Annotated in this window: 17 protein-coding genes; 9 read left to right on the top strand and 8 right to left on the bottom strand. The window is 42.9% G+C overall.

The annotated features are described in order from the left end of the window. Positions 1-28 precede the first annotated feature (28 nt). The 4 genes from RBB12_RS15950 to RBB12_RS15935 form a co-directional block, all read right to left on the bottom strand. Positions 29-2,899 carry a TonB-dependent receptor gene (locus tag RBB12_RS15950; protein WP_306014679.1) on the bottom strand — a complete coding sequence of 957 codons (2,871 nt, stop codon included), beginning with the start codon at positions 2,897-2,899 and terminating at the stop codon, positions 29-31. 159 nt (positions 2,900-3,058) lie between these two features. Continuing rightward, positions 3,059-4,750 (bottom strand): lysine--tRNA ligase, encoded by a 1,692-nt coding sequence (lysS, locus tag RBB12_RS15945; RefSeq protein WP_306014678.1) that lies wholly within the window; start codon positions 4,748-4,750, stop codon positions 3,059-3,061. 65 nt (positions 4,751-4,815) lie between these two features. Beyond that, a complete protein-coding gene (locus RBB12_RS15940) occupies positions 4,816-5,358 on the bottom strand; it encodes a thioredoxin family protein (protein WP_306014677.1) in 543 nt (180 codons plus the stop codon). Positions 5,359-5,439: 81 nt separating this feature from the next. Beyond that, positions 5,440-6,501, bottom strand: coding sequence for a response regulator transcription factor (locus tag RBB12_RS15935; protein ID WP_306014676.1), 1,062 nt, complete (start codon positions 6,499-6,501; stop codon positions 5,440-5,442). Positions 6,502-6,593: 92 nt separating this feature from the next. Here RBB12_RS15935 and RBB12_RS15930 point away from each other — a divergent pair, with 92 nt between their 5' ends. From RBB12_RS15930 to RBB12_RS15905, 6 genes are all read left to right on the top strand, one after another. Then, a complete protein-coding gene (locus tag RBB12_RS15930; RefSeq protein WP_090291467.1) occupies positions 6,594-6,749 on the top strand; it encodes a YqaE/Pmp3 family membrane protein in 156 nt (51 codons plus the stop codon). Positions 6,750-6,895: 146 nt separating this feature from the next. Further along, positions 6,896-7,633 (top strand): hypothetical protein, encoded by a 738-nt coding sequence (locus RBB12_RS15925; RefSeq protein WP_306014675.1) that lies wholly within the window; start codon positions 6,896-6,898, stop codon positions 7,631-7,633. A 32-nt stretch (positions 7,634-7,665) separates the two neighbouring features. Beyond that, entirely contained in the window at positions 7,666-8,382 is a 717-nt protein-coding gene (gene lipB, locus RBB12_RS15920; protein WP_306014674.1) for a lipoyl(octanoyl) transferase LipB, read from the top strand. Positions 8,383-8,519: 137 nt separating this feature from the next. Further along, the gene (locus tag RBB12_RS15915) at positions 8,520-9,089 is read left to right on the top strand and encodes a Crp/Fnr family transcriptional regulator (RefSeq protein ID WP_306014673.1); all 570 of its coding nucleotides are present in this window, start codon (positions 8,520-8,522) and stop codon (positions 9,087-9,089) included. A gap of 63 nt (positions 9,090-9,152) precedes the next feature. Further along, on the top strand, positions 9,153-9,815 hold the full coding sequence (locus RBB12_RS15910; RefSeq protein WP_306014672.1) for a hypothetical protein: 663 nt from the start codon (positions 9,153-9,155) through the stop codon (positions 9,813-9,815). A gap of 205 nt (positions 9,816-10,020) precedes the next feature. Next, positions 10,021-10,704, top strand: coding sequence for a hypothetical protein (locus tag RBB12_RS15905; RefSeq protein ID WP_306014671.1), 684 nt, complete (start codon positions 10,021-10,023; stop codon positions 10,702-10,704). A 53-nt stretch (positions 10,705-10,757) separates the two neighbouring features. On the opposite strand, the gene RBB12_RS15900 is transcribed toward RBB12_RS15905, so the two are convergent. The 4 genes from RBB12_RS15900 to RBB12_RS15885 all read right to left on the bottom strand — a co-directional run bounded on the left by RBB12_RS15900 (position 10,758) and on the right by RBB12_RS15885 (position 15,980). Next, a complete protein-coding gene (locus RBB12_RS15900) occupies positions 10,758-11,450 on the bottom strand; it encodes a hypothetical protein (RefSeq protein WP_293287081.1) in 693 nt (230 codons plus the stop codon). 14 nt (positions 11,451-11,464) lie between these two features. Further along, positions 11,465-12,778: an OmpA family protein gene (locus RBB12_RS15895; RefSeq protein WP_306014670.1), complete on the bottom strand. Its 1,314-nt coding sequence runs from the start codon at positions 12,776-12,778 to the stop codon at positions 11,465-11,467. Positions 12,779-12,900: 122 nt separating this feature from the next. Next, entirely contained in the window at positions 12,901-15,354 is a 2,454-nt protein-coding gene (locus tag RBB12_RS15890; RefSeq protein WP_306014669.1) for a ribonuclease HII, read from the bottom strand. A 29-nt stretch (positions 15,355-15,383) separates the two neighbouring features. Further along, positions 15,384-15,980, bottom strand: a complete 597-nt coding sequence (locus tag RBB12_RS15885) for a ribonuclease HII (protein ID WP_306014668.1) — start codon at positions 15,978-15,980, stop codon at positions 15,384-15,386. A gap of 234 nt (positions 15,981-16,214) precedes the next feature. Here RBB12_RS15885 and RBB12_RS15880 point away from each other — a divergent pair, with 234 nt between their 5' ends. From RBB12_RS15880 to RBB12_RS15870, 3 genes are all read left to right on the top strand, one after another. Beyond that, positions 16,215-19,028, top strand: coding sequence for a TonB-dependent receptor domain-containing protein (locus RBB12_RS15880; protein WP_293287089.1), 2,814 nt, complete (start codon positions 16,215-16,217; stop codon positions 19,026-19,028). Positions 19,029-19,043: 15 nt separating this feature from the next. Then, positions 19,044-20,462 (top strand): hypothetical protein, encoded by a 1,419-nt coding sequence (locus RBB12_RS15875; protein ID WP_293287091.1) that lies wholly within the window; start codon positions 19,044-19,046, stop codon positions 20,460-20,462. A 115-nt stretch (positions 20,463-20,577) separates the two neighbouring features. Beyond that, on the top strand, positions 20,578-22,626 hold the full coding sequence (locus RBB12_RS15870; protein WP_306014667.1) for a putative porin: 2,049 nt from the start codon (positions 20,578-20,580) through the stop codon (positions 22,624-22,626). Positions 22,627-22,892 lie beyond the last annotated feature (266 nt).

The following is a 22,892-nucleotide window of genomic DNA, read 5'->3' as shown; positions in this document are numbered from 1 at the left end:
CCAAAATAAAAAATGAAACGGAATATCGTTATTTTAAAGAAATACTAGCCCTGGCAAATAGAAATCTACCCCCAATTCCGAATTGTTGTGCTCTTCTTGACCAGTCAAAACGCCCATCACTTCGATTATTTCCACCATCGGCCAAAACCTCTGCGGCTCTATCTGGGTAAATATCAAATAGGTTGTTGGCTCCAACGGTAAAAGTTAATGAAGGAGTGAACTTATATCCTATGGATAAATCGGTCACCACTTGTGTCCCAAATATTTGTTGCCTATCCACATTGGTAGTGGCCTCTGTAACTTCACCAAAATATATATTTCGTAAAAAGAAAATCAGCTTATCAGAGCTTAGGCTATTGGATAAATTAACTTTGGTTCTAGGAACAGCCTCTTCCAAATAAACCCTGCTATCTTCTGGAAAATAAGTGTCTACCAATCCCGCATTTTTTAAAACTTCTGAGGCATTTATATCCCCTACTTGTCTTGTTTCGGAAAAGGTACCTGCCAAATCGGAATTTAACCTCCAATTGGCTCCAAGCTGTGCCTTATGTGTAATGACAACATCCAATCCTTTCGATTCGGTATCGATGGCATTTGCAAAGAAAGATGCAGCAGTAGCATTTGCCTGTCCTAAAAGGTTATCAAGTTCCGAACCATTTCCTGGTCCTTGGAATTGCCCTGTATAAACTACCCTATCGTCAATTTTTACAAAATAACCGTCCACCGTAAAAGTTAAGTTGGCATCGGGGATTTTAGCCGTTACTCCCAAACTAACACTTTGAGACGTTTCCTCCTTAAGTTTTGGAATGCCCAAAAGCTGAGCTGCCCTACTGTCATTTGCAAAGGTGCCAACCTCTTGAGGGTTACCGTTCTGGTCAAAAATGGTTGATGTTGAATTAAAGTTTATTTGGTGTAGCGAAGGAGCTCGGAATCCAGTATTTGCCGCAGCACGCAGATTTATATTATCAGAAATTTTGTATCGGGTGGCTAGTTTAAAATTGATAGTAGATCCAAAGTCGCTGTAGTTTTCAAATCTAGTTGCAAAACTCGCCAAGAATTTCTCTGTGAAATCTGCCTCAACATCAAAATAGCCAGCAATACTGCTTCTTCCCCTAGAAAGTTCGTTGCTCGGACTAAAACCAGGAAAAACTTGAGACCCACCAGGTCTTGCATTTCCAAAGAAATCTTGGGATGGTTGTTGCGAAGCCAGTCTAATTACTTGGCCATCTGCCGTGTATTGAGAATATGACGCCTCTTCACCTGATTCAATACTGTAGTTTTCTACCCTATATTCCGCTCCAAAAGCGATGTTCATGCCAGACATTGCGTTATCAAAAAATTGATTGACATCCAAGTTGGTAGTGTTTTGACTAAAGGCAAAACCTCCAGCATCAAAGACAGTGGGAGAGGAGCTTTGTAAAGAAGCATTGAAGGTGTTCCCAATGGTGTACAGAAAGGAGTTTTTACCATAGGTGTTGCTAAAATCTACATTCCAATCCCCGACCATTCCTTTAATGCCTGCGGAGAAAGAACGGTCTCTAATAGTGGAATTGATCTCGGGTAAAAATCCATTGATGTAAGCCGGTGTATACGTTCTACTTTGATTTGGAAGTCGATAGAATCCTGCCGAATTCCCCGTTCTTGAGCTAATACCGGCAAAGGAGTACAGTTCTGTACCCTTATCATCCACGGGTAAAGCGAAGTTGGCAAAAAACCGACCACCTCTCAGGGCAGATTGACCTACACGCATATTAAAATCACTTCTTTGCAACCCACGTGCTGCCAATTCCGCTTCAGTATTATCTGCTGATAAAATGGGTTGAAGTTCTTCTTTGCTAGTAGCTCCGTTCAGATTAATATTGGCCTGATTTGCATACTGAATTACATCTGCGACATCGTCGTCCAATAAATTGGATAGATCATAACCGTCTTGACTAGCAAAGCGTTCTACGGTATTGTATAGATTAAAAATTGTGCCTTCCCATTCTTTCATGCGATTGTAATCTTCACGGACGTCAAAATCTCCAGAGAATGTGATGTAACCTCCATTTTTACCTAGAGGCAAACCATAACTAGCTGCAAAATTTGTTGTTTCACCGTCTACACCGCCTGTTTGCCCGTTTGCATTTTTGGAAAAATTGGCACCACTTGTAACTGTCGCTGTCAATTCGTTAACCGTGGTGTTCAGGACGATATTGATTACACCGGCAATGGCATCAGAACCGTATTGTGCTGCTGCACCATCTCTGAGCACTTCAATTCGCTTAATTGCTGAAGCTGGAATTGCATTTAAATCGGTACCAACACTTCCACGGCCAAAAGTACCGTTCACATTGATTAAGGAGGAGGTATGCCTTCGTTTCCCATTGATTAAAACCAATACTTGGTCTGGTCCAAGTCCCCTTAAAGAGGCAGGGTCAATGTGGTCAGTCCCGTCAGAAATGGTTTGCGTGTTAGAGGTGAAGGATGGCGCCACATAGTTTAGTATTTGATTTAAATTTACCTGCGGAGCAACATTATTAAGTTCCTTTATATCAATGACATCTACAGGAACAGTGCTTTCGGTTGCCGTTCGATTTGGATTTCTAGAACCAACAACCACGACATTTTCCAGTTCCAGCCCAGCTTCCAAGGTAATATTTAGGGTGCTACCCGTTACGATTGCTTCTTTGGAGTTGAAGCCAACATAAGAGAACACCAAGATGTCGCCTTCATTCGCTTCTATGGTGTAATTACCATCAAAATCGGTGATGGCTCCTGTTTGAGTTCCTTTGACTCGGACTGAGGCTCCAGGTAAGGGCACGTTTTGGTCGTCATAAACGGTTCCGGTTACCTCTTGTGCCATACCGGTAAACGATACCAACAGCACAAAAAGGAATGCAAATTTCATTCTTTTCATTTAAATAGGTTTTAGTAAGATTATTGGGGTATGCTGCTGGAAATTTCCTTCTGATTATGAAGAAAACTGTCGAAAGATAGAACTTTTTTTAAAAATAAAAACCCCAGCACTTGATTCAAAGTACAGGGGTTTGATTATTTCTGGAATGGTGATTTTGACCTATCCAGTATACTTTACGAGTAGGGCATCTTCGGTTTTTTCAATTTTGATGAGTCCATGTTTGGTCAAACCTTTGGTGCTCTTGTCCCATTTTTTACCGCTAAGCCCTGCTTTTTCCTTGAGGTCGGTCAAGGCCATCTGACCTTGTGGCTTAAGAATGTCCAAAATGATTTTCTCCTCTTCGGTGAGCTCCACCTGTTTTTTCTCTGGTCGCATTTGCGGGAAGAACAGCACTTCTTGAATGGATGAATTGTTGGTGAGCAACATCACCAAACGGTCTATCCCGATACCAATTCCAGAAGTTGGGGGCATCCCGTACTCCAAGGCGCGCAAGAAATCTTGATCGATGAACATAGCTTCGTCGTCCCCTTTTTCGGAGAGTTTCAATTGCTCTTCAAATCGCTCCCGTTGGTCGATCGGGTCGTTAAGCTCAGAGTAGGCATTGGCCAGCTCCTTGCCGTTCACCATCAACTCAAAACGCTCGGTCAATCTAGGATTGCTGCGGTGCTCTTTGGTCAAAGGACTCATTTCCTTTGGGTAATCGATGATGAAGGTGGGCTGAATGTAGTGGTGCTCACATTTCTCCCCGAAAATTTCATCGATCAACTTGCCAATGCCCATGGTATCATCCACTTCGATGTCCAATTTTTTGGCCACTTCGCGAAGTTCGTTTTCATCCATTCCGGCTACGTCAAAACCAGTGTGGATTTTAATGGCCTCCAAAATGGGAACCCTTGGGTAGGGCGCTTTGAATTCTATTTCGTGCTGGCCCACTTTTACTTTGGAACTGCCCGTGGCATCAATGGCCACTTTCTCCAAGAGTTTTTCCGTGGTGTCCATCATCCAGTTGTAGTCCTTGTAGGCCACATACAGCTCCATTACGGTAAACTCGGGATTATGGGTACGGTCCATGCCTTCGTTCCGGAAATCCTTGGCGAATTCATAAACACCATCAAATCCTCCAACGATCAACCTTTTTAAGTACAGTTCGTTGGCTATCCGTAGGTATAACGGGATGTTCAACGCATTGTGATGGGTGAGGAAGGGGCGTGCGGCCGCTCCACCGGGTATGGGCTGCAAAATCGGGGTTTCCACTTCCAAATATCCCTTTTGATTGTAGAACTCCCGTATACTGTTGGTAATTTTTGTCCTTTTGATGAAGGTGTCCTTTACCTGTGGATTTACCACCAAATCCACGTATCGTTGGCGGTACCGCAGTTCTGGGTCGTTAAAGGCATCGTACACCTTTCCTTCATCGTCTACCTTTGGTAGCGGCAAGGGGCGCAAACTTTTGCTCAACAAGGTGAAGTTTTTCACCATCACGGTTTTTTCGCCTACTTGGGTGGTGAACAGCTCCCCTTCAATTCCGATGATATCCCCAATGTCCAACAACTTTTTGTACACATCGTTGTAGAGGGTCTTGTCGTCGTCAGGGCAAATTTCGTCCCGGTTAAAATAGACCTGAATACGCCCTTCACTATCCTGCAGTTCGGCAAAGGAGGCTTTTCCCTGAATTCTGCGCGACATCAATCTACCGGAAATCACTACTTTTTTCCCTTCTTCAAAATCATTCTTGATGCTCTTGGAAGTGGCATCAACAGGATACAACGCTGCGGGGTATGGGTTGATGCCCATTTCCCTAAGTTTGGTCAATTTTTCCCTTCGAACGATCTCTTGTTCCGATAGTTGCATAGTCTGTAAAAATTTAAAGCGCAAAATTACACTTTTGCGCTTTAAATCCTTGCCTTGCCATCAACTTAATATGCATAATTGGGTGTGTAGCCCTTCTGAAAAATGATTTGGGCCATATCTTCTTCTAAACTTTCCAACGGACTTTCCACGATGCGGTTCACTTCTTTACCATCCTTAAAAAAGATGATGGTGGGTACTTTGATGATATTCAGGTCCTTTTCTTCGCCTGTGGGACTGGTTTTGTAACGACCTTTCCGGTAATCCAGGGCAATGATTTCCAATTGCTGCATGGGGAAATCCGTGGCTTCCAATATTTTGATGAGTCTTGGAGTTTCCCTTTTGCTATCCCCGCACCAAGTACCCAAAAATAATTTAATCCGGTAGTCGGCCAGTTTTTCTTTCAGCAAAGTCGTCAAGGTTTCGTCTGCTTGGTAGTTGTCGAATCCACTTTGGAACCAACTGGCGTAGGGTTCTGTTTGTAGTCCTTCCAGATTGATTTGACCCACTAGCAATTGCCGACCGTTTTCCGTGGTGACTTCCTTGTTGAATTCTTGTGCGGAAATTTTGATGAAGCTTAGTACAAATAAAATGGTCAATACTCGTTTCATGATTTTCAGTGATTTTTGGTTTGGCGGCCAAATTCACTAAAATCAGGGTCTGGGAGAAGAAATGCCCGTTGGAAATGGGGACTAGACCGGGGGTTGAAATTTATTTTTGAAGCGCAACGCCATCTCCTCACGCGAAGTAACCTCCAATTTTTTGTACAGGTTGTTGATGTGTGTTTTGATGGTGCTTACGCTCACAAAAAGCGCCGAGGCAATCTCTTTGTTGGTTTTGTTTTCCAGCATTAAATGAAGGATTTTTTGCTCTTGGGGAGTTAGTCTTTCAATTAATTGTGAAGCTTGGTTCTTTTTCCGTTTACCAAGAAAAAACAGGATATTCCCTAAAAGGGAAACCGCCAAAAGAGCAATAATGGTCCGATTCCATTTGGAAGATTTTGGACGATTGAATCCCGCCAGTTCCCTATCCGTGGTGATTTCAGCCTCGTATTGTTGCGTAAATGTAGCCATAGGATAGGTGCTGTCCAATCGTTCGGAAAGGTTTTCGTAGTATTCATTGGTGGTGAGGTCATCCAGATAAAATCGAAAGGTTTCGTTTCGTTTGTCGGACAAAAAATCGTAAATATAGAGTTCTGCCAAGGGCTCGTTGGCTTCTTCTCCAAAGGTGTGAAGGGTCTTGAACCATTTCTCCAAGTTCAGTTTCTTGTTAGCTTCTGATGGATAATCCGCAAAGTCGAAGGCCATTTGGCCTTTGAGTTCCTCTATTTCCAAAAGCAGTCCAGAATTTGGGTTGGTAGAGGCTATGGTGCATAGCGATTGGTCCTCAAAAGAGGTAGGAAACTGCAAGGTGTCCGTGTTATTGGCGATAAATAGCACATTCTGGCTATTGTTGCATCGGCCTAGGAAATGATTGGCCCCAGTATTGTCCGAACAACCGTCCAAATGGATACGGTAGATGCGGTTTTGCACATTGAGGTTGTCCCCTTCAAAAGCAAAATAGCCCAAGGAATCGACCGTTGCTTTTTGCACAATTTGATCTACATATACCCTTGAAGATTTGCGATAATCCTCCACCAAGGAAAGGTAAATGGGGTTGCCGGCATGTTCTTGGGACACCTGACCCGAGAAATGGAATTGTCCCCATAGCGCTGATGAGGTGAAAACAAGTAGGATTTGTATGAAAAACCGCATTTGGTATCCGATTTTGGTTAAAAATAGTGGTTTTCTGTAACAAAACACCCATTTTCACTACCTATAAGTATCATCAATCAAATCGAATACCTATGAGTTTTTGGAGAGTGCTTTTGGCCATTCTATTCCCTCCCCTGTCCGTTATCGGCAAGGGCTGCGGGTCTATTCTTATTGTTTTTTTATTGACGCTTTGCGGGTGGGTTCCCGGGGTAATTGCAGCCTTGGTCATTTTGAACAATCCGAATTAATCATCTTCTGATTATGTGATCGGATGGCTTTTCATCTAAATTTACCTGTGGTGATTGTAGGTGTTGCCCGATTATGATACTTTTATCGTTCAAAATACAATCGAACAAAGCTCAAAAGAGGTATCACTAACCATAAAACAACTACCATGAAAAAAATTCAATATGCCATAGTTACGGCTATAATCCTTTTGGCCGCTTCCTGTAATTTTACGGAAGAAATCCATTTGCAAGAGGATGGTTCGGGTCGACTCTCCATTAATTTTGACGGTTCGGAGATGATGGATATGGCAGGCGATGAATTGACCAAGACCAATGAAAAGCCCATTGACTCCATTATCTCTTTCAAAGACTTTTTAGAGGAAAAAAAGGACAGTATTGCTCAATTGCCGCTAGAAGAGCAAGAGAAATTGAAAAAATTGGAGCCATTTAATATGCGAATGGTCATGGACCCGGAACAAAAGGTGATGAAGTTTGACCTGTTCAGCGAGTTTAAGGACGTTAGCGATGTAAACGATGCCTTTGCCGCTTTTCAGGATGCAAGTTCCATCGGAAACAATTCCAATCCGCAGCAAGGCCAAATGAAACCCACCGAGCAGCCCACGGAGGTTTACTACACCTTTAAAAAGAACAAGTTTACCCGTAAGGCTGAGATTATCGATCAAGAACTGTTTCAGCAGCAATTGGACAGTTTGGAAGGAGCCGAAATGTTCCTTTCCGGGTCTACGTATACCTTGAAGTATCACTTTCCCAAGAAAATAAAATCCACCACCGCCGAGGCGGCTACCTTTAGTCAAGATGGCAAAACCTTGATCTATGAAGTCAACTTTTTGGATTTGATGAAGGACCCCTCTGTACTCGATTTGGAGGTTGAGCTGGAGAAATAGTTTTCTAGAACAAGCCTTTGTATCTTTGTGGCATGAACAAAAAGGTTGCCCTACAGGATTTAGGATTCAAGGATTACAAGGAGACTTGGGATTACCAAGAAGCATTGTTTAAGCATATTGTGGACACCAAAGTGCGCAATAGGCGGGAGGATGCAGGCCTTGAAACACCGAACCATTTTTTGTTTGTGGAGCACCCGCACGTGTATACCTTGGGCAAGAGTGGAGACATCAATAATTTGTTGGTGGACGAACAGAAACTGGCGGAGAAGGGCGCTACTTTTTACAAGATCAATCGTGGGGGAGACATTACCTACCATGGCCCGGGACAGGTTGTGGGCTACCCCATTTTGGACTTGGACAACTTTTTTACCGATATCCATAAATACCTTCGTTTTTTGGAGGAAATGGTGATTTTGACCTTGGCCGATTATGGGCTCAAGGGCCAACGCTCCGAAGGAGAAACCGGCGTTTGGTTGGATGTGGGCACTCCCTTTGCCCGAAAAATTTGTGCTATGGGCGTTCGTGCCAGCCGTTGGGTCACTATGCACGGTTTCGCTCTCAACGTGAACACCGACTTGGGTTATTTTGATTTGATGATTCCCTGCGGTATCAAGGACAAAGCGGTGACTTCCCTCAATGTTGAGCTCGGTCAAAAGGTTGTGGATATGGGCGAAGTCAAGGAAAAGTTGCTCTATCATTTCACCAACCTTTTTGAGGCGGAGTTGGTTAAGGAAGCGACTGGGGTTTAGTTTTTCTTCCAAATGTCAAATTGCAAACATAGTACATCAATTGCGGATAATAATTTACTGAAATCACTTGTAATTGGATGTAATTTGAAAAACCAAACTGGGCTCTAATTTTCACAAATGATTTATATTTAAACAGGATGCACTCTATTTTATTTAGCTATATAAAGAAAAAAACAGCTATTGATGAGGAAGATTTCAATCGTTTTTCACATTGCTTTAAAGTTAGAAATTTAAAGAAATATGAAGAGATTTTAAAGGCAGGTGAAGTATGTAGAAAAGTTTATTTTATAAATCATGGATGTTTGAGATTTTTTCATCTTAATGAAGAAGGTAAAGAATTAACAAGGTATTTTGCCTTTGAAGGGAAATTTGGAACCGATCTCACTAGCTTAATCACTAATGAACCATCCAGAGAGAATATTCAGTCAATTGAAAAATCAGAGATTTTATATATAGATAAAGATGATTTTTATGAGTTGGTTAAAACAGAGCCATCAATAAATCTAATTTATCGGGATATATTGGAGATGGCCTATGTGACATCGGTAAAAAGGATTTATAATTTTCAGGGAGAGGACACCTTAAAACGATTAAGATGGCTAATGAGTTATCAACCTAGAATCTTGTCCAGATTGTCCAATAAAATGATTGCCTCATATTTAGGTGTTACTCCATACACGTTAAGTCGCTTAAAATCAAAAATTTAATTGTTGCTTTAGAGCAACTTTTTTTCTTGTCCAAGTTTATAGTTTCGCACCAAACTATAAGATATGGGTATGAAAATATTTAAATTTTACTTTTCATTTGTAATTATTCTATCATTTAGCACTTTACAGGTTTTTGCCCAAAATCCCACCCCCTCCGTTCCCATTGAGATAATGGCGGGAAACAAAGAGGTGTACTCACAGTTCGTGTTAAAAAGATTTTTCAGTCCAACCAGTAAATTTGATTTTTTTGGTTTAGCCACTTACAAAGCAAACTATAAAAATGAAGTTGAAGAAAACAGGGCAATAATTATTTCTCAATTTGGATATAATTTTAAGAAGGGCTTTGGGATTATGGCGGGATTGGACTTTAATTCGTTCGCAGGTTTCTCGCCCATAGTAGGACCTAAACATAGTTTTGCCAGTAAAAATTTCTTGGCAGTAACAAATTTGTCCTTTTTCCTCAATGATGGGTTCGATGCAAAGTTATTTGGGCTGTATGAGTATCACCCACCAATTAATAGTAACTGGAAATTTTATAGCAGATTACAGTTCATTCACAATTTTAGTATTAATTATAATGAACATAATATCAGCTATGTTTACTTAAGGGGTGGAGTTCAGAAAAATCAGTTTATATTCGGCTTGGGCGTCAATTTTGATTGGTCTGGACCAGACAAAGTTTTCAATAATAATTTTGGTCCTTTTGTCAGATGGGAATTTGACTAGAAAACCAGATTGCATATGAGTAGTTTTAAATAGTGGATGTTTTAGCAAAAGTGTCATTTTGGCAACGGCGTATTGCAACTCCACTAACCTTGGTACAAAAATCCTTAACTTACCCGATGATGGGTGAATATGGGATTCAAATCAGTGGAATAAATTAAATTTTGCTAGTTGGTCTTCATATTCCGGTAACTAAATTTAACATAACATGAAACGATTTCTCTTAACTATTGCCCTGATCGGAGCCTTTATCTCCTGCAAGACCAATACGGAAAAAAATACGGATACGGATAATTCCACTTCCTCCGAAACAACAGAAAATAGCACCGCCGAAGAAATAAAAACCAACTATGTTCCCATTGATTCCGATGAGGCCCTGATTGCCACTTCGCTAATGGCTGCGCCAGCAGAAAGTCGTGATGGGTGCAAGGTAATCGGCTATAATATGGCCGGGGAGTTTGTGACGCTCAAGGAGGGGGATAATGAATTCATTGTGCTTGCGGATGATCCCAAAAAATCAGGCTTTAATGCGGCATGTTACCACAAAAGCCTGGAGCCGTTTATGGCTAGGGGACGTGAATTGCGGGCCGAGGGCAAAACAGGGCCGGAAATTTTTGATATCCGTGAAGAAGAGGCCAAATCGGGCAAGTTGGATATGGGAATACCCGGAGCTACGTTGCACATCTACTATGGTGAGAGCGACCGCTACGACCCAGAAACCCACGAGGTTGAAGATGCCCAGTACCGCTATGTGGTGTATTTGCCCTTTGCCACGGCGGAGTCCACAGGTTTACCGGAACAACCGATAGGGTCTAACCACCCTTGGATCATGAATCCAGGGACGCACCGTGCGCATATCATGATTTCTCCCTTACCCAACAAAAAGGACTAACAAAAAACCGAGGCATTTACCTCGGTTTTTGATTGTCATAAAATAAGGACTTCCTATTTGCTGAATTGGGTGAGTAAAGAGCTGCCCATCAATTTTCCATTTTTATTGTAGGATTCCTGTTTGACCATTCCTACGCCTTCGGCCAACCACATGCGGGATGGAAAGGTTTGGTTGGTCATCATCATTTTGGTCTTGGTCTCGCTGTAGATCACATAGCAGTCAAACGTGCCTGCCGGGGTGTCCACGCTTTCCCGCTTTTCCACTTTGCGGTTGATGGTCTCCACATTGGTGTTCATATTAATGGCGCCGCCCATTTTCATTTTGACCTGCATATTGGCATCGGGCAGTTCCTGTCCTACGGAAAGATTGTTGGGTAGTTCCACATCCGTCCCGGAAATATCCATCTCCACATCGCCCATTTGACTGAGCATTTGCTCGTTCATTAGAGACTTGAAGTCAATTTTTACCACATTGCCCTCGCAGACCATGTTGTAATCGGAGAGGAAACTGTTCCCTTTTTTGTCAACGAACTCCATTTGCATGGTGGCGCTTACATTTTCCCCATTGCTTTCCACATTGGTGATGGTATAATTGATCTGACCTTCTTCCCTTCCTTTTTTATCGTAATTGGTGTATTGGAAATTGGCACCATCGACCAAAGGGTAATAGGTGCTGCAGCTGTTTTGTGCATTGGATGTGTGTGCTGCGAATATCGCAAGCAGCACAAGAATTAAATATCGTTTCATGTGTTTGTTTGGTGTTATTTTTTAATGAATTCAACTCTGCGGTTCTGTGCTTTGCCCTGTGCGGAGGTATTATCGGCAACAGGCTCGGTTTCGCCTTTTCCTTCGGAAGTCAATCGGTCCGGAGAAATGCCATATACAGATACCAATGCCTTTTTAACGGCCTCTGCCCGATTTTTGGAAAGCGTCATGTTGCTTTCATCGGAGCCATCAGAATCGGTATGCCCCACAATATTCAATTGGATGGAACCATCTTGGTTCAGCACTTGTGAAATCTGCCGGATGATACCCATTGATTGCGGTAAAATGTCTGCCGAACCTGAATTGAAAAGGATTCCGTTGGTGGAAATTTTACCTTCGGACATCAATTTTCTTCGAAGATCTACGCCTCCTTCGGCAATCTTTAGGTTGCTGATCAACACTTGTTCCTGTCTTTTTTGCTTGTCGATGCCATTCACGTAAAACTTCAGGTAGTTGATCAATTCCGGTTTTACGATAAACTGGGGTAGGTCGGCAATCTTGTTTTCATTGAGCCAAAGCCGGTAGCGGTTTTTGTTTACCGCTATGGATACATGCACTACATCTTGATATAATTGACGTAGATCTTGCTGTAAAGTGTTTTGTATGGGGGCAGGGTCTCCCCTAAAATTATTGTCAACTCTTACCCCGATTGCGATGTATTGGCAAAAATTGAGGTTGGCAAATGCATTGTTTTCGTTTGTCGTCAACCCATCGGTCTCGGAAAGGTAAATGCTAAGAACGGCACCTGAGCCTGTATTTCTACTCAAATTAACGACTTTGAGGTCGAATTCTATGGTAAAGTCCTCTGGGAGTTGAGTGCCCAGATTGGGAATCGTAAGACTTCTATTGGCCACGGAATACCATTTTCCGGGAAGGTCTCCTACCGTTACTACTTCTCCAGAACCATTGGTGTTCCATTTGGATGGGAAATCACCCATAAAATCGTCGTTGAAATCATCATAAAAAAGTGGCTTGTCCCCAGGAACAAAGTCAAATTTGCTGTAGACTTCCATGGTTTTTGGCCCAGTGGTCATAGGTCCCGTAGTGGAGGGATTACCATCTGCATTCCCGTTGGTATTTTCATTGCCGGGTGTGTTTCCTGGCGTATTTCCGCCAGAACCGGGTTCCAAGATACTATCGAGGGCCTGGTCTGTTTTTTTGGAGGTTTCTTGTTCTACTCGGCGTTCAACCGTTCGTTCGGCTGCCTTTTCCGCTTTTTTGGCCAATTTTTTAAAGAATTGGGCCTCGGCACTAGTGCCCAGCAATAGGGCAAAGGACAAACAGCAGAATAGTTTGTTGGAGGTTTTCATTTCTAAGTGTTTTAGTTTGTTGATAAAGCAATTCCACCCAAATTACTAAAATGAACTCCTTCCTGAAATCAAATATGTATGTTTCGTAGCAACTATTGTATAAGTCGCATCCAGATGAACGGCTAGTTTATTTTGTACACAATCAGGGAATTGTCCTGATCTTTTGCGACCAATTCCAATTGTTTGTCGTTGTCCATGTCGGTAAGGTCGATCATGGAACTGCCGAATACGGGAAAATTGGGGATGGGCTCTGCTTGGCTGTCGAACAAATAGATTTGACGGTTTTGGATATCCGTTACGCCCACATAGATTTTATCGTAGATGTAAAAAATCTCAGGCTTGGAATACACGCCAAGTTCCAGTTCCACTTTTTTGCCCTTAATGCTCAGCACATTATCGTCCATAAACACCAAGGTGTTGCTGGTGGCGTAAAAACCGTGATCTGGATTTAGGTTGAAATTCGTTGCGACCAGTTTTCCGTTGGTATCGATTTGGTGGAGCACTCCTGTTTTGTTGGTCACCGTGAATTTGTCCTTGTACAGAAACACATCGTTATTGGAGAAATCGATTTTTTCCGGCACCTTGATGCGGTCGCTACCTACACGGTGCAAAATGCGGATGGTGCTGTTGTCCAATCTAAAGACAAGGTAGTCCTTGTTGCCTACCCTAAAATGCTTAGGCGCACCCAAAATATTGCTGGGTGCTTCGGTAAAGGTAAAGCCGCGCACAATTTTTCCTTGATTGTTGTACATGAATACTTTTCGGCCTTGGGTCACTACAAAGCGATAGTTCCGACTTCCATCATAATCAAAAACGGCCAATGGATTTAGGTTGCCTCCCTCAAAATCAATTTTGAATGGGGCCACCTCGTCGCCGTTGCGGTCAAGGACCATGAATTGATCGTTGGTGGTAAAGGCCATCTGCAATTTTCCATTCTTGTAGATGTCAACTTGTTGGATGTCCCCTTGAATTCGACCATCCAGTTGTTTGGTCCACAGCACCTTTCCGTCGTTGGAAATAAGGTAAAGCACATTATTTTGGTCCTGCACAACGATTTCCTGTTCGTTGGTCCTGTGGTTTTTCACGAATTGTGGATCGGTAGCCAAATCGGTATTGAGTTCCAAGGTGAACAAGGGCGATACCGCATTTTTCTCTTGGCTCTGCTTGATTTTGGAAGTCAGCAAATTGAAATGGCCAAAGCCATTGTCCATCACCATTTGCGAAGCAAAGACCAAGTCGTTCAGGTCGTCATTTACGATATCTTCTGCCACATCTTCGGAAAGTTCCGCCTCGGTAAAAAAATCGATGCCCGCAGCATTGGAAATAAAAAGCATACTGGACTCGTTGGCCATGTATGCTTTGGCGGTTAAATAACCCTGGTCCTTATCAAAAGAGGAAGAACTTTTGTGGCTGCTGATGATGGTCTGTAACGCTTCTTTATCCTCTGAAAAAATAAAGCTGTTTTCAATGACCGTACAAAAGTTGGCCTCAAAATTTTTAACTAGGGGCGTGAAGTTTTCGGTAATGAGTTTAGGCTCCTGCAGTTCCAAGATCTCGTTGCCCTGATAGTTTTGTGAGGCCGTTTTTTTACTGTCCAAGTAATCGTAGAGCCCTTCGGTACCATACGATTTTAGAAGTACCGTCTTTTTGTTGTTCAAATAGATGATGCCTACCTCTTCGATGGTGTTGAAGAGGGAATCAGTTTGTTTTACCCTGTCCAAATAAGAGTTCTGGTTGTTGGCAAATACCCTATAGTCGTCAAAGGTATAGGAAATGATGGCCTGTGCATTGAGTGGGGCATAGGCAGCCGTTTTATTGGCAAGGGGGGAAGTGCCTTTAAACAGATTGATAAAGGTTTTGGTGGAGTCAGTGGCCATGGCCACTCCGTTGAGGTTCACTTCATCTGAATTGGCGGTAAAATCCAAGGAAATCCATGAAGAGAATGGTTTGTTGGCATCGTTGTTTTCCTTTAGGGAAAGCAAAGAGATATTTCCTTCAGGGTTAAGGAAGAGCGTTGCCGATTTATCCGTGGCACTCGTTTCGTAAAGCTTTTCCAGATTGGGGTCTGTTTGTTGGTTCCCGCTCATACGGACCATGTTCTCGATGAGCATTTGGGAGGAGCTCATGACCATGTCGTTCTCTTTTTGCACTCCAAAAACTTCCAGTCCATCCAAAGTGTATTTGGTTATTGTGGTCCCTTCGTAGGTGATGGATTCTATAGTTTTATTGGCAATGCTATCGACATTGAACAGGTCCGCGTTGTTTTTTGCGACTAGAATGTAATCATAATGGCCCTTTCCGACTTCGTAAATACCAAGTGCCGTTGTTTTGTCGGTAGAAAGATGTTCAAGGCTTTTGACTTTGGATAGGATGTCGTTCAGGTGCGAGAGCTGTTCCACATCCTTCAAAAAGGTATTGTTTTTGAGCTCGCTCCTAAAATTGGTGAGGTTGTTGATTTTTACGACAAGCGATGGGTTGGGCGGTAAATGTTGAAGAAGGGAGTCTTTGGTCTTCACCTCTTTTGTGCACGAAGCAATCAAAATGGGGAGCAAGCAGAAAAGTACCTTTAATCTCATTCTTGAAGTTTCATACAAAGTTAGGGTTTTTAAATCTCCAGTGACAACTGTTCAGGGAGTTGCCTAAAGCTTTTTCTGTGATACTTGGTAAGGCCATATGTTCTAATGGCCTCCCTATGCTCTTTGGTAGGATAGCCTTTGTTTTTTTTCCAATTGTACATTGGGAACTCTTCATGGATACGTGCCATGTATTCATCACGGTAGGTTTTGGCCAAAACGGATGCGGCCGCAATGCTCATATACTTGCTGTCTCCTTTTATAATGCATTGGTGTTCGATTTTAGGATAGGGCTTAAAACGATTGCCATCCACAATCAAGAATTCTGGTTGTGGGCTTAGCTGAGCAATGGCTCGGTGCATGGCCAAAAAAGAAGCGTTTAGAATATTGATTTCATCAATTTCCTCTTGAAAAACATGACTTACAGAAAAACAGACTGCTTCTTCTTCCAAAATTGGTTTTAAAAGGGTCCGCTTGGCCTCTGAAAGCTGTTTGGAATCATTTAAGGTGTTGTGGTTGAATTTTTCGGGCAAAATAATGGCCGCAGCGGTCACTGGACCAGCTAGGCATCCCCTGCCAGCTTCATCGGTTCCTGCTTCAAAAAAGGTTCGGTAACACGATTTTAACATATTTCTTAAAAATTTAACAGGGTGTTTGTTAGAAAAAACATAATTATTAATGAAAAGTTAAAAAAATTCCTACATATCCTATTTATAAGGCTTTAGCTTGCGAATATTCTGTTAAAATTATGAAAAACCCTGATGGATACTGCGCTAATATACGATTGTTGGTGGTGTTAATTTTTTTGAATATTAACTTTTTATATTGACTTTTGGGCTGGACTAATTCAAAAAATGAAATAAATGAAAGCTAAGTTAGCATGGATGCTGACACCTTTTTTGGTGTTATGTATGTCTTTCTCTTTCGGACAAGAGAAAACAGTTTCAGGTAACGTGACGGACGACACAGGTCTGCCTTTGCCTGGTGTTTCCATTTTGGTTGTTGGAACGACCAACGGAACACAAACAGATTTTGATGGTAATTATTCTATCTCGGTCAGTGAGGGGCAAGTATTGCGCTTCAGCTACATTGGTCAAAAGACCGTTGATAGGACTGTAGGAGCTTCATCCACCATCGATGTACAAATGGAAGCCGACGCCCAGGCGTTGGAAGAGGTTATTGTAACCGGTCAGGGTTCTGGTATCGCCAGAAGAAAGTTGTCTACAACGGTTGACGTTCTGGATGCCGAAGAAATCGACAAATTGCCTGCCAACCAGATTGACCAGTTATTACAGTCGACTACTCCAAGTGCACAGATTCGCTTGAGTTCCGGTCAGCCCGGTACTGCAGCTTTGATCAGGACAAGGGGTCCAATTTCTGCTGCTTCATCTGCCACTCCGGTGATCATTATTGATGGTATCCGTGTGGATAACTTGAACTCCAACCCACAATTGGGTATTGGAACAGGTGGTGCGAACGTTTCGGCCCTTGCGGATATCCCAGTGGAGTCCATCGAAAAAATCGAATACATTAAAGGTGGTGCTGCAACTACATTGTACGGTGCGGATGCTGCGAACGGTGTTATCCAAATCATTACCAAAAAAGGTAAGGATGGAAAAAGTTCAGCCTATTTCGAAACCAATCTTGGGGTAATCAAAGCAACCAAGGATTTCTTGAGATACGACAGAACTGCCGAGGCTATTTTTGAGCCCGGACTTTCCCAAGAGATGAAGGTTGGATTGAATGGAGGTTCTGAGAAATTCTCCTATAACTTCGCCGGTAACTTGTATACCGATGATAGCTTCAATGACATCAACGAGCAAACAAGAAGATCCTTTACTTTCGGATTGACCGCAAAGGTAACCGACAGATTACAGTACCAAGGGTCTTTCTCTTTTGTGAATTTCGAATCTAACTTGGATTACAACGCAAACACAAGCTTTTCGCGTTTCTCCAACATCGAAGGTTCCGCTAGGGGAGCAACCGATGAATTCACGGATGCAGAATGGCAAGATGAAGTGGCCAGGTACAGAAGAATTGGTGAGTTGGTAGACATTACCAGCACCACCAACCGTATCACCGCTTCCAATAAGTTCATTTATGATATCAACGATAACCTACAGGTGAACGCCACCATCGGTATCGATAACAGGAATACAGTTCAGGAAGAATTGCAAAGCAATGCCCTTTTGGTAGAGCTTGGTGCTATTGCTCCTGGTACTACCGATCAAGGTAGTTTGAGCAGGGTGTTGCGTTCTGCATTCACCTTGACTACTGACGTAAACATTACGCATACAGCCGATTTGGAAAACTTCTCTTTTGTAAGTATTCTAGGTGGGCAGTTCTTTAGAACTTCTGACAGACAGAACAGGCTTGACGGTTCTGGAGGTGTTGATGGAACCCGTTCCTTGAACAACTTCTCAGAGCAAGCGTTCTCGGATTTCGTTCTTGAAAACGCGAACTACGGTCTGTACTTCTTGGAGAACATCGGTATCTACGATGTGGCCTTCTTGGAATTGGGTGGTAGATTGGACAGGAACACTGCTTCCGGTTCCAATACCGATCCACTTTTCCTTCCTAAAATCGGTCTTACCTATAACTTGAGCGACCACGATTTTTACAGGGATGCAGGTATCAGCAATATACTTTCTACAGTGAAGTTGCGTGCCAACTACGGTGAGGCTACCAACTTTGCACAGCCGTTTTTGCAGGACAGGACCTTTGCCCAGAACCCATTCTTGGGAGGACCTTCCTTTACCTTTGCCAATCCTGGTAATGATGAGTTGGTATCCGAGCGTGTAAAGACCACTGAATTTGGTGTGGAACTTGGTTTCTTCAGCAACAGGTTGTTCTTGAGCGGTACTCGATATGTGGGTATCACCGAAGATGCATTGTTTACACCTCAGTCAGCGCCTTCAACAGGTCAGTTGAACCAGATCCAGAACATTGGTGAGGTAGAGAACAAAGGTTACGAATTTGAGTTGAGAGCGACTCCGATCCAAACGGACAAGCACACTTTGAGTGTTAACCTATCTTATAACACCAACGAAAACTTGGTGACCGATTCAGGAGGTGCACCGGCATTCGTTGTGGGTGGTTTCACCGTATTGGGATCAGTAGTGGAAGAAGGACAGAGCTTGGGTTACCTAAGGGGTACTGCAGCAATCCTTCAGGAAGATGGTACTTACTCCTTTGAGCCAAATACGCCTCTAGGAGATACTTTCGCCCCGAACTTTGGTTCCATGGGACTTAACTACACTTGGGGAGATTTCAACTTCTTCGCGACAGCCGATTATCAATTTGGAGGTCAGATCACCGATTTGAGCTTCTTGTTGAGACACTTAAGAGGAACTGACAACACTGGAATCCCAGAGGATTTGATCGGAACAACATCTCCTTTCAACTACGTGAACTTCTTTGTGTTCGACAACGACTTCTTGAAAGTTAGAAACATCGGTGCTTCGTACAACTTCGGGGATATCGCCAAGCCATTGTTCAGCAACATTCGTTTGGGCGTAACCGTGACCAATCCGTTCAACTGGACGGCAGGTAACTTTGACCCTGAGACCACAGGTTCCGGTATTACAGCACAGAACGGTTTTGCCAGTGGTGGTTTTGCCTACGGTACGGAATCCGCACCAAGAACTTATGTAGCCTCGCTAAGGTTTCAATTTTAATAAAAAAAGATAACGATGAAAAAACTGATTATATTTTCTCTATCCATGCTAGCCATTAGCTGTACAGGCGACTTTGGCGATGTAGTGGACTTTAAAGAGGTTGAAAACCCCAACCTATCGGAGTCTTCCGTAGTGGGGCAGCCCAACTCGGCCTCCATCTGGCTTTCAGGACTCGAAAGACAGTTGGCAATCGCGTTCAACGAAACCTTGGTCCTTTCGGAGCTAGGTTCGGACAACTATGTAAACACACAGACGTTCTTCAACCAGTTTATGGACGGTCTGGAAATCCAGATTACAGACCCTGACATGAGGGATACTCAGCGTCAGATTCAGCGTTTGCGAGAATTGGCTGTATTTGGTCTTGCCCAAGTAGGTCCTGGTGACCCTAACTATGACACCGCTACCGAGGCAGAGTTTAACTTTTTCGAAGGAATGTCCTATTTGATGTCCGCAATGTATTTTTCCGCATTGCCAGCAGAACCTACAGGTGTTCCAATAACCGCAAATGAGCATTATCAAAATGCAATTGCTTCTTTTGACGCTGCCATTGCGCTCAACCCCCAACCAGAATATCATCTGGCCAAGGCAAGGGCAAACTACTATTTGGGCAACAAGAACGAAGCAGTAGCTGCTGCTACTGCGGCACTTGGCCTGAGTGGTGATTTTGACCGATTTGTATTGTTCGATCAGGCGAACGGTCCTGTAAACATTTTCGAAAACGCGCTTTACCAAAGAGCTACCTTCGATGATTTACAGCCATTGCCAACCTTGGACTTCTTGGATCCAAAGTATTCTTTCTTGAGTACTTCGCAAGATGCTCCCGTGCATTACCTAAAAGCGGAAGAGGCTTATTTGATTTTGGCTGAAGCTGCATTGGCAGACAATAACATCACTGCGGCCAGAACCAACTTGAACAATCTATTGGATTTGATCGACACAAGGGAAGTGAGAAACATCGATGATTCCATCGAGCAACGTTCCCAGGTTGATGAAGGTTCAAGGCCAGATAGCGATGATATCATCGTAAATGGTAGAGCTGGACTTGTATTGTCCCGTCAGGATGGAAACGTGGATGTTCCTTCAGTTTCTGGAACTTCCTTGACCGCTGCCGACGTTGCTGCCATGCAGGATGACGATGCTGGATTGGCGCTATTGTACCGCACTAGACAAGAGGTGTTCATTGCCGAAGGTCTTCGATTTGTTGACATGGGTGTAAAACTGGTCATCGATGAGAACGAGATTCTGTTGAACGAGAACATCAATGAAGGTGACTTGGGTACAACTCCGGTAATCCCTTCTTTCATTGCTGCTGTAGTAGGTGACCTTGATGCCATCAACTACGAGCCCGGTTCAACCACTGCGAGTACCGTAATCGATTTGAACCAGATTTTGGTGAACAACAAAACATCGGATGCCGTAGTTCCTTTTGAATAGGAATAGCGCATTAAAAATAAAGGACCCCCGCCAGCAGCGGGGGTTTTTTTATGTCTCAACTTTTCACATTTCTTTAGAAACAAAACTTTTACCTTTGCCCAACCAATATCAAGGAATGAGATTTTTAGCATTGACCCTACTTTTATTGATTGGCCAATCGGTCTTGGCACAGCAAGATTCGATTCCTCCGCAAAAGGAGGGGGACTCTACAAGGCTTCAAATCAAAGATTCCCTCACACTTCCAAAAACTAAAGCTGCTCCAATGGATGCTGATAGGCGCAGGGCAAAGGAAGAACGTAGAACCAAAATGGAATCAAAACAGAAGGATTCCGTTACCATAAACGATTACAAGATCATCTCCTATCAAAGGGACACGACTTATGTCGATACCACTTTGACTATCAGAAAGGATTATATCTACAATTATTTAAGGGAAGATGATTTTGAGTTAATGCCCTTTGCCAATATGGGGCAACCTTATAATGAGTTGGGCAAAAGCTTTGTATCGACACCTTATTACCCAAGAATTGGCGCAACGGCCAAGCACCCTGGTTATTTTGAAAAAGAGGACATCAACTATTATAATGTCCCTACGCCCATGACGGAGCTCATGTTCAAGACGACCATGGAGCAAGGGCAGTATTTGGATGCGTTGCTCACTTTCAATATTTCCGAACGGTTCAATGCATCAGTGGCCTACAATGGTTTTAGGTCCTTGGGAAAATATAGGTACGAAGAAGCAGAGGACGGAAAATTCAGGGTCACCTTCAATTATCTTTCCCAAAATGGACGATATAGTCTCAGGGGACACATTGCCGCGCAGGATATGCGAACGGAAGAAAGTGGTGGTCTGCGAGATCGGAGCCAATTTGAGGATGACCAACCCGATTTTCAAGATCGGGCCAAGATCGACCCGCTTTATGAAAATGCGAACAACAAAATATTGGGCAAGCGATATTTTTTGGACCAACGGTTCAAATTGGTCAACGCAAAAAGAGATTCTGTTGATACCAATCCAACAACCTTGGCCATTGGTCACGAATTTAGTTACGAGACCAAACTTTATGATTTTGAGCAAACCCAACGAAATGATGCATTGGGGCAAGACCCATTTTTGGTTCCCATCAGGGATAGGGCAAGGCTGAAGACCATGTTCAATAAAGGTACCGTAGAATTTTCAAATAGGACGTTGGGAAAACTGTCGGGCAATATTGGATTGTTCAACTATAATTACTTCTTCAACAGTATTCTGATCACGGAGGAAGAGACCATTCAAAACAAATTGCAGGGAGAAGAGATTTCTGTAGGAGGAAGTTACAGTAATACCATTGGACCTTTGTATCTGGAGGGGGATGTTAATTATACGGTATCGGGTGAGCTTACGGGAAACAATTTGGACGCCTTTGCCAGATATCGATTGGGCGAGAATCATTCGGTAACCGGTTCCATACACCTATCGTCGCGCATGCCCGATTTTAATTATCTGCTATATCAGAGTGACTACCGCAACTTCAACTGGCAAAACACGGATACTTTTGAGAATGTACGGACAAAGAGCATCAAATTTGGTTTGGAATCCAAAATGCTAGGTGATTTAACAGCGGAATACAGTACATTGGAGAATTACACTTACTTCGCATCAACGGCCAATGAAGAGCAAATAGGGTTGGGGCAAGAAACGGCCTTCGTAAGACCTTTTCAGGAATCGGGAACGGTAAACCATTTAAAGGTAAAGTATCAAAAGGAAGTAAAGTGGAGAAAATGGGCCTTAATGAATACGGTGATGTATCAGAGCGTGGACCAAAGCGCCCAAGTGCTCAATCTTCCAGAAATTGTGACAAGGAACAGTCTGTATTTTTCCAGCGATGTCTTTAAAAAGGCAATGTTTATCCAAACAGGAGTAACCTTTAAGTATTTTACCGCATATAATATGAATGCCTACAATCCGCTGTTGGGCGAATTCTATATTCAGAACAATGAAGAGTTTGGCGGATATCCATTGTTAGATCTTTTTATAAATGCCAAAGTGAGACAAACAAGGATTTATTTAAAGGCCGAACACTTGAATTCCATTTTTTCAGAGCCCAATTACTACTCGGCGCCCAATTATCCCTATCGTGATTTTGTGATCAGATTTGGGTTGGTCTGGAATTTCTTTTCATAATTTTTTGGAAGATCGTAAAAAGGAATTACTGGAAAACAAGCACTTAGAAATGAATCTAATTTTTTTCAAAAAAAATATCGAAAAACATTTTGTGGTAAGGAAATAAGGTGCGTATATTTGCACCCGCTTAGCTGATAAGGCAAGGCGCTTTTGAAAGACCGAAAGAGGTGTTTTGAAAGAAAAAAAGACAAGAAGTTCATATACATATTGTAACGACAGCGTAGAATTAAGAAAGAACCATTTTGATGCGGGGACTCGGGATTTCC

Origin of the sequence: Allomuricauda sp. MMSF_3307 (genome assembly GCF_030733585.1) — a bacterium.
Taxonomy (GTDB): domain Bacteria; phylum Bacteroidota; class Bacteroidia; order Flavobacteriales; family Flavobacteriaceae; genus Flagellimonas.
This window is presented reverse-complemented; position numbering and strand designations above follow the sequence as displayed.

Coding starts and splice junctions, on each gene's coding strand:
- RBB12_RS15950 (WP_306014679.1), bottom strand. CDS start 2,899: ATGAAAAGAATGAAATTTGCATTCCTTTTTGTGCTGTTGGTATCGTTT.
- lysS (WP_306014678.1), bottom strand. CDS start 4,750: ATGCAACTATCGGAACAAGAGATCGTTCGAAGGGAAAAATTGACCAAA.
- RBB12_RS15940 (WP_306014677.1), bottom strand. CDS start 5,358: ATGAAACGAGTATTGACCATTTTATTTGTACTAAGCTTCATCAAAATT.
- RBB12_RS15935 (WP_306014676.1), bottom strand. CDS start 6,501: ATGCGGTTTTTCATACAAATCCTACTTGTTTTCACCTCATCAGCGCTA.
- RBB12_RS15930 (WP_090291467.1), top strand. CDS start 6,594: ATGAGTTTTTGGAGAGTGCTTTTGGCCATTCTATTCCCTCCCCTGTCC.
- RBB12_RS15925 (WP_306014675.1), top strand. CDS start 6,896: ATGAAAAAAATTCAATATGCCATAGTTACGGCTATAATCCTTTTGGCC.
- lipB (WP_306014674.1), top strand. CDS start 7,666: ATGAACAAAAAGGTTGCCCTACAGGATTTAGGATTCAAGGATTACAAG.
- RBB12_RS15915 (WP_306014673.1), top strand. CDS start 8,520: ATGCACTCTATTTTATTTAGCTATATAAAGAAAAAAACAGCTATTGAT.
- RBB12_RS15910 (WP_306014672.1), top strand. CDS start 9,153: ATGGGTATGAAAATATTTAAATTTTACTTTTCATTTGTAATTATTCTA.
- RBB12_RS15905 (WP_306014671.1), top strand. CDS start 10,021: ATGAAACGATTTCTCTTAACTATTGCCCTGATCGGAGCCTTTATCTCC.
- RBB12_RS15900 (WP_293287081.1), bottom strand. CDS start 11,450: ATGAAACGATATTTAATTCTTGTGCTGCTTGCGATATTCGCAGCACAC.
- RBB12_RS15895 (WP_306014670.1), bottom strand. CDS start 12,778: ATGAAAACCTCCAACAAACTATTCTGCTGTTTGTCCTTTGCCCTATTG.
- RBB12_RS15890 (WP_306014669.1), bottom strand. CDS start 15,354: ATGAGATTAAAGGTACTTTTCTGCTTGCTCCCCATTTTGATTGCTTCG.
- RBB12_RS15885 (WP_306014668.1), bottom strand. CDS start 15,980: ATGTTAAAATCGTGTTACCGAACCTTTTTTGAAGCAGGAACCGATGAA.
- RBB12_RS15880 (WP_293287089.1), top strand. CDS start 16,215: ATGAAAGCTAAGTTAGCATGGATGCTGACACCTTTTTTGGTGTTATGT.
- RBB12_RS15875 (WP_293287091.1), top strand. CDS start 19,044: ATGAAAAAACTGATTATATTTTCTCTATCCATGCTAGCCATTAGCTGT.
- RBB12_RS15870 (WP_306014667.1), top strand. CDS start 20,578: ATGAGATTTTTAGCATTGACCCTACTTTTATTGATTGGCCAATCGGTC.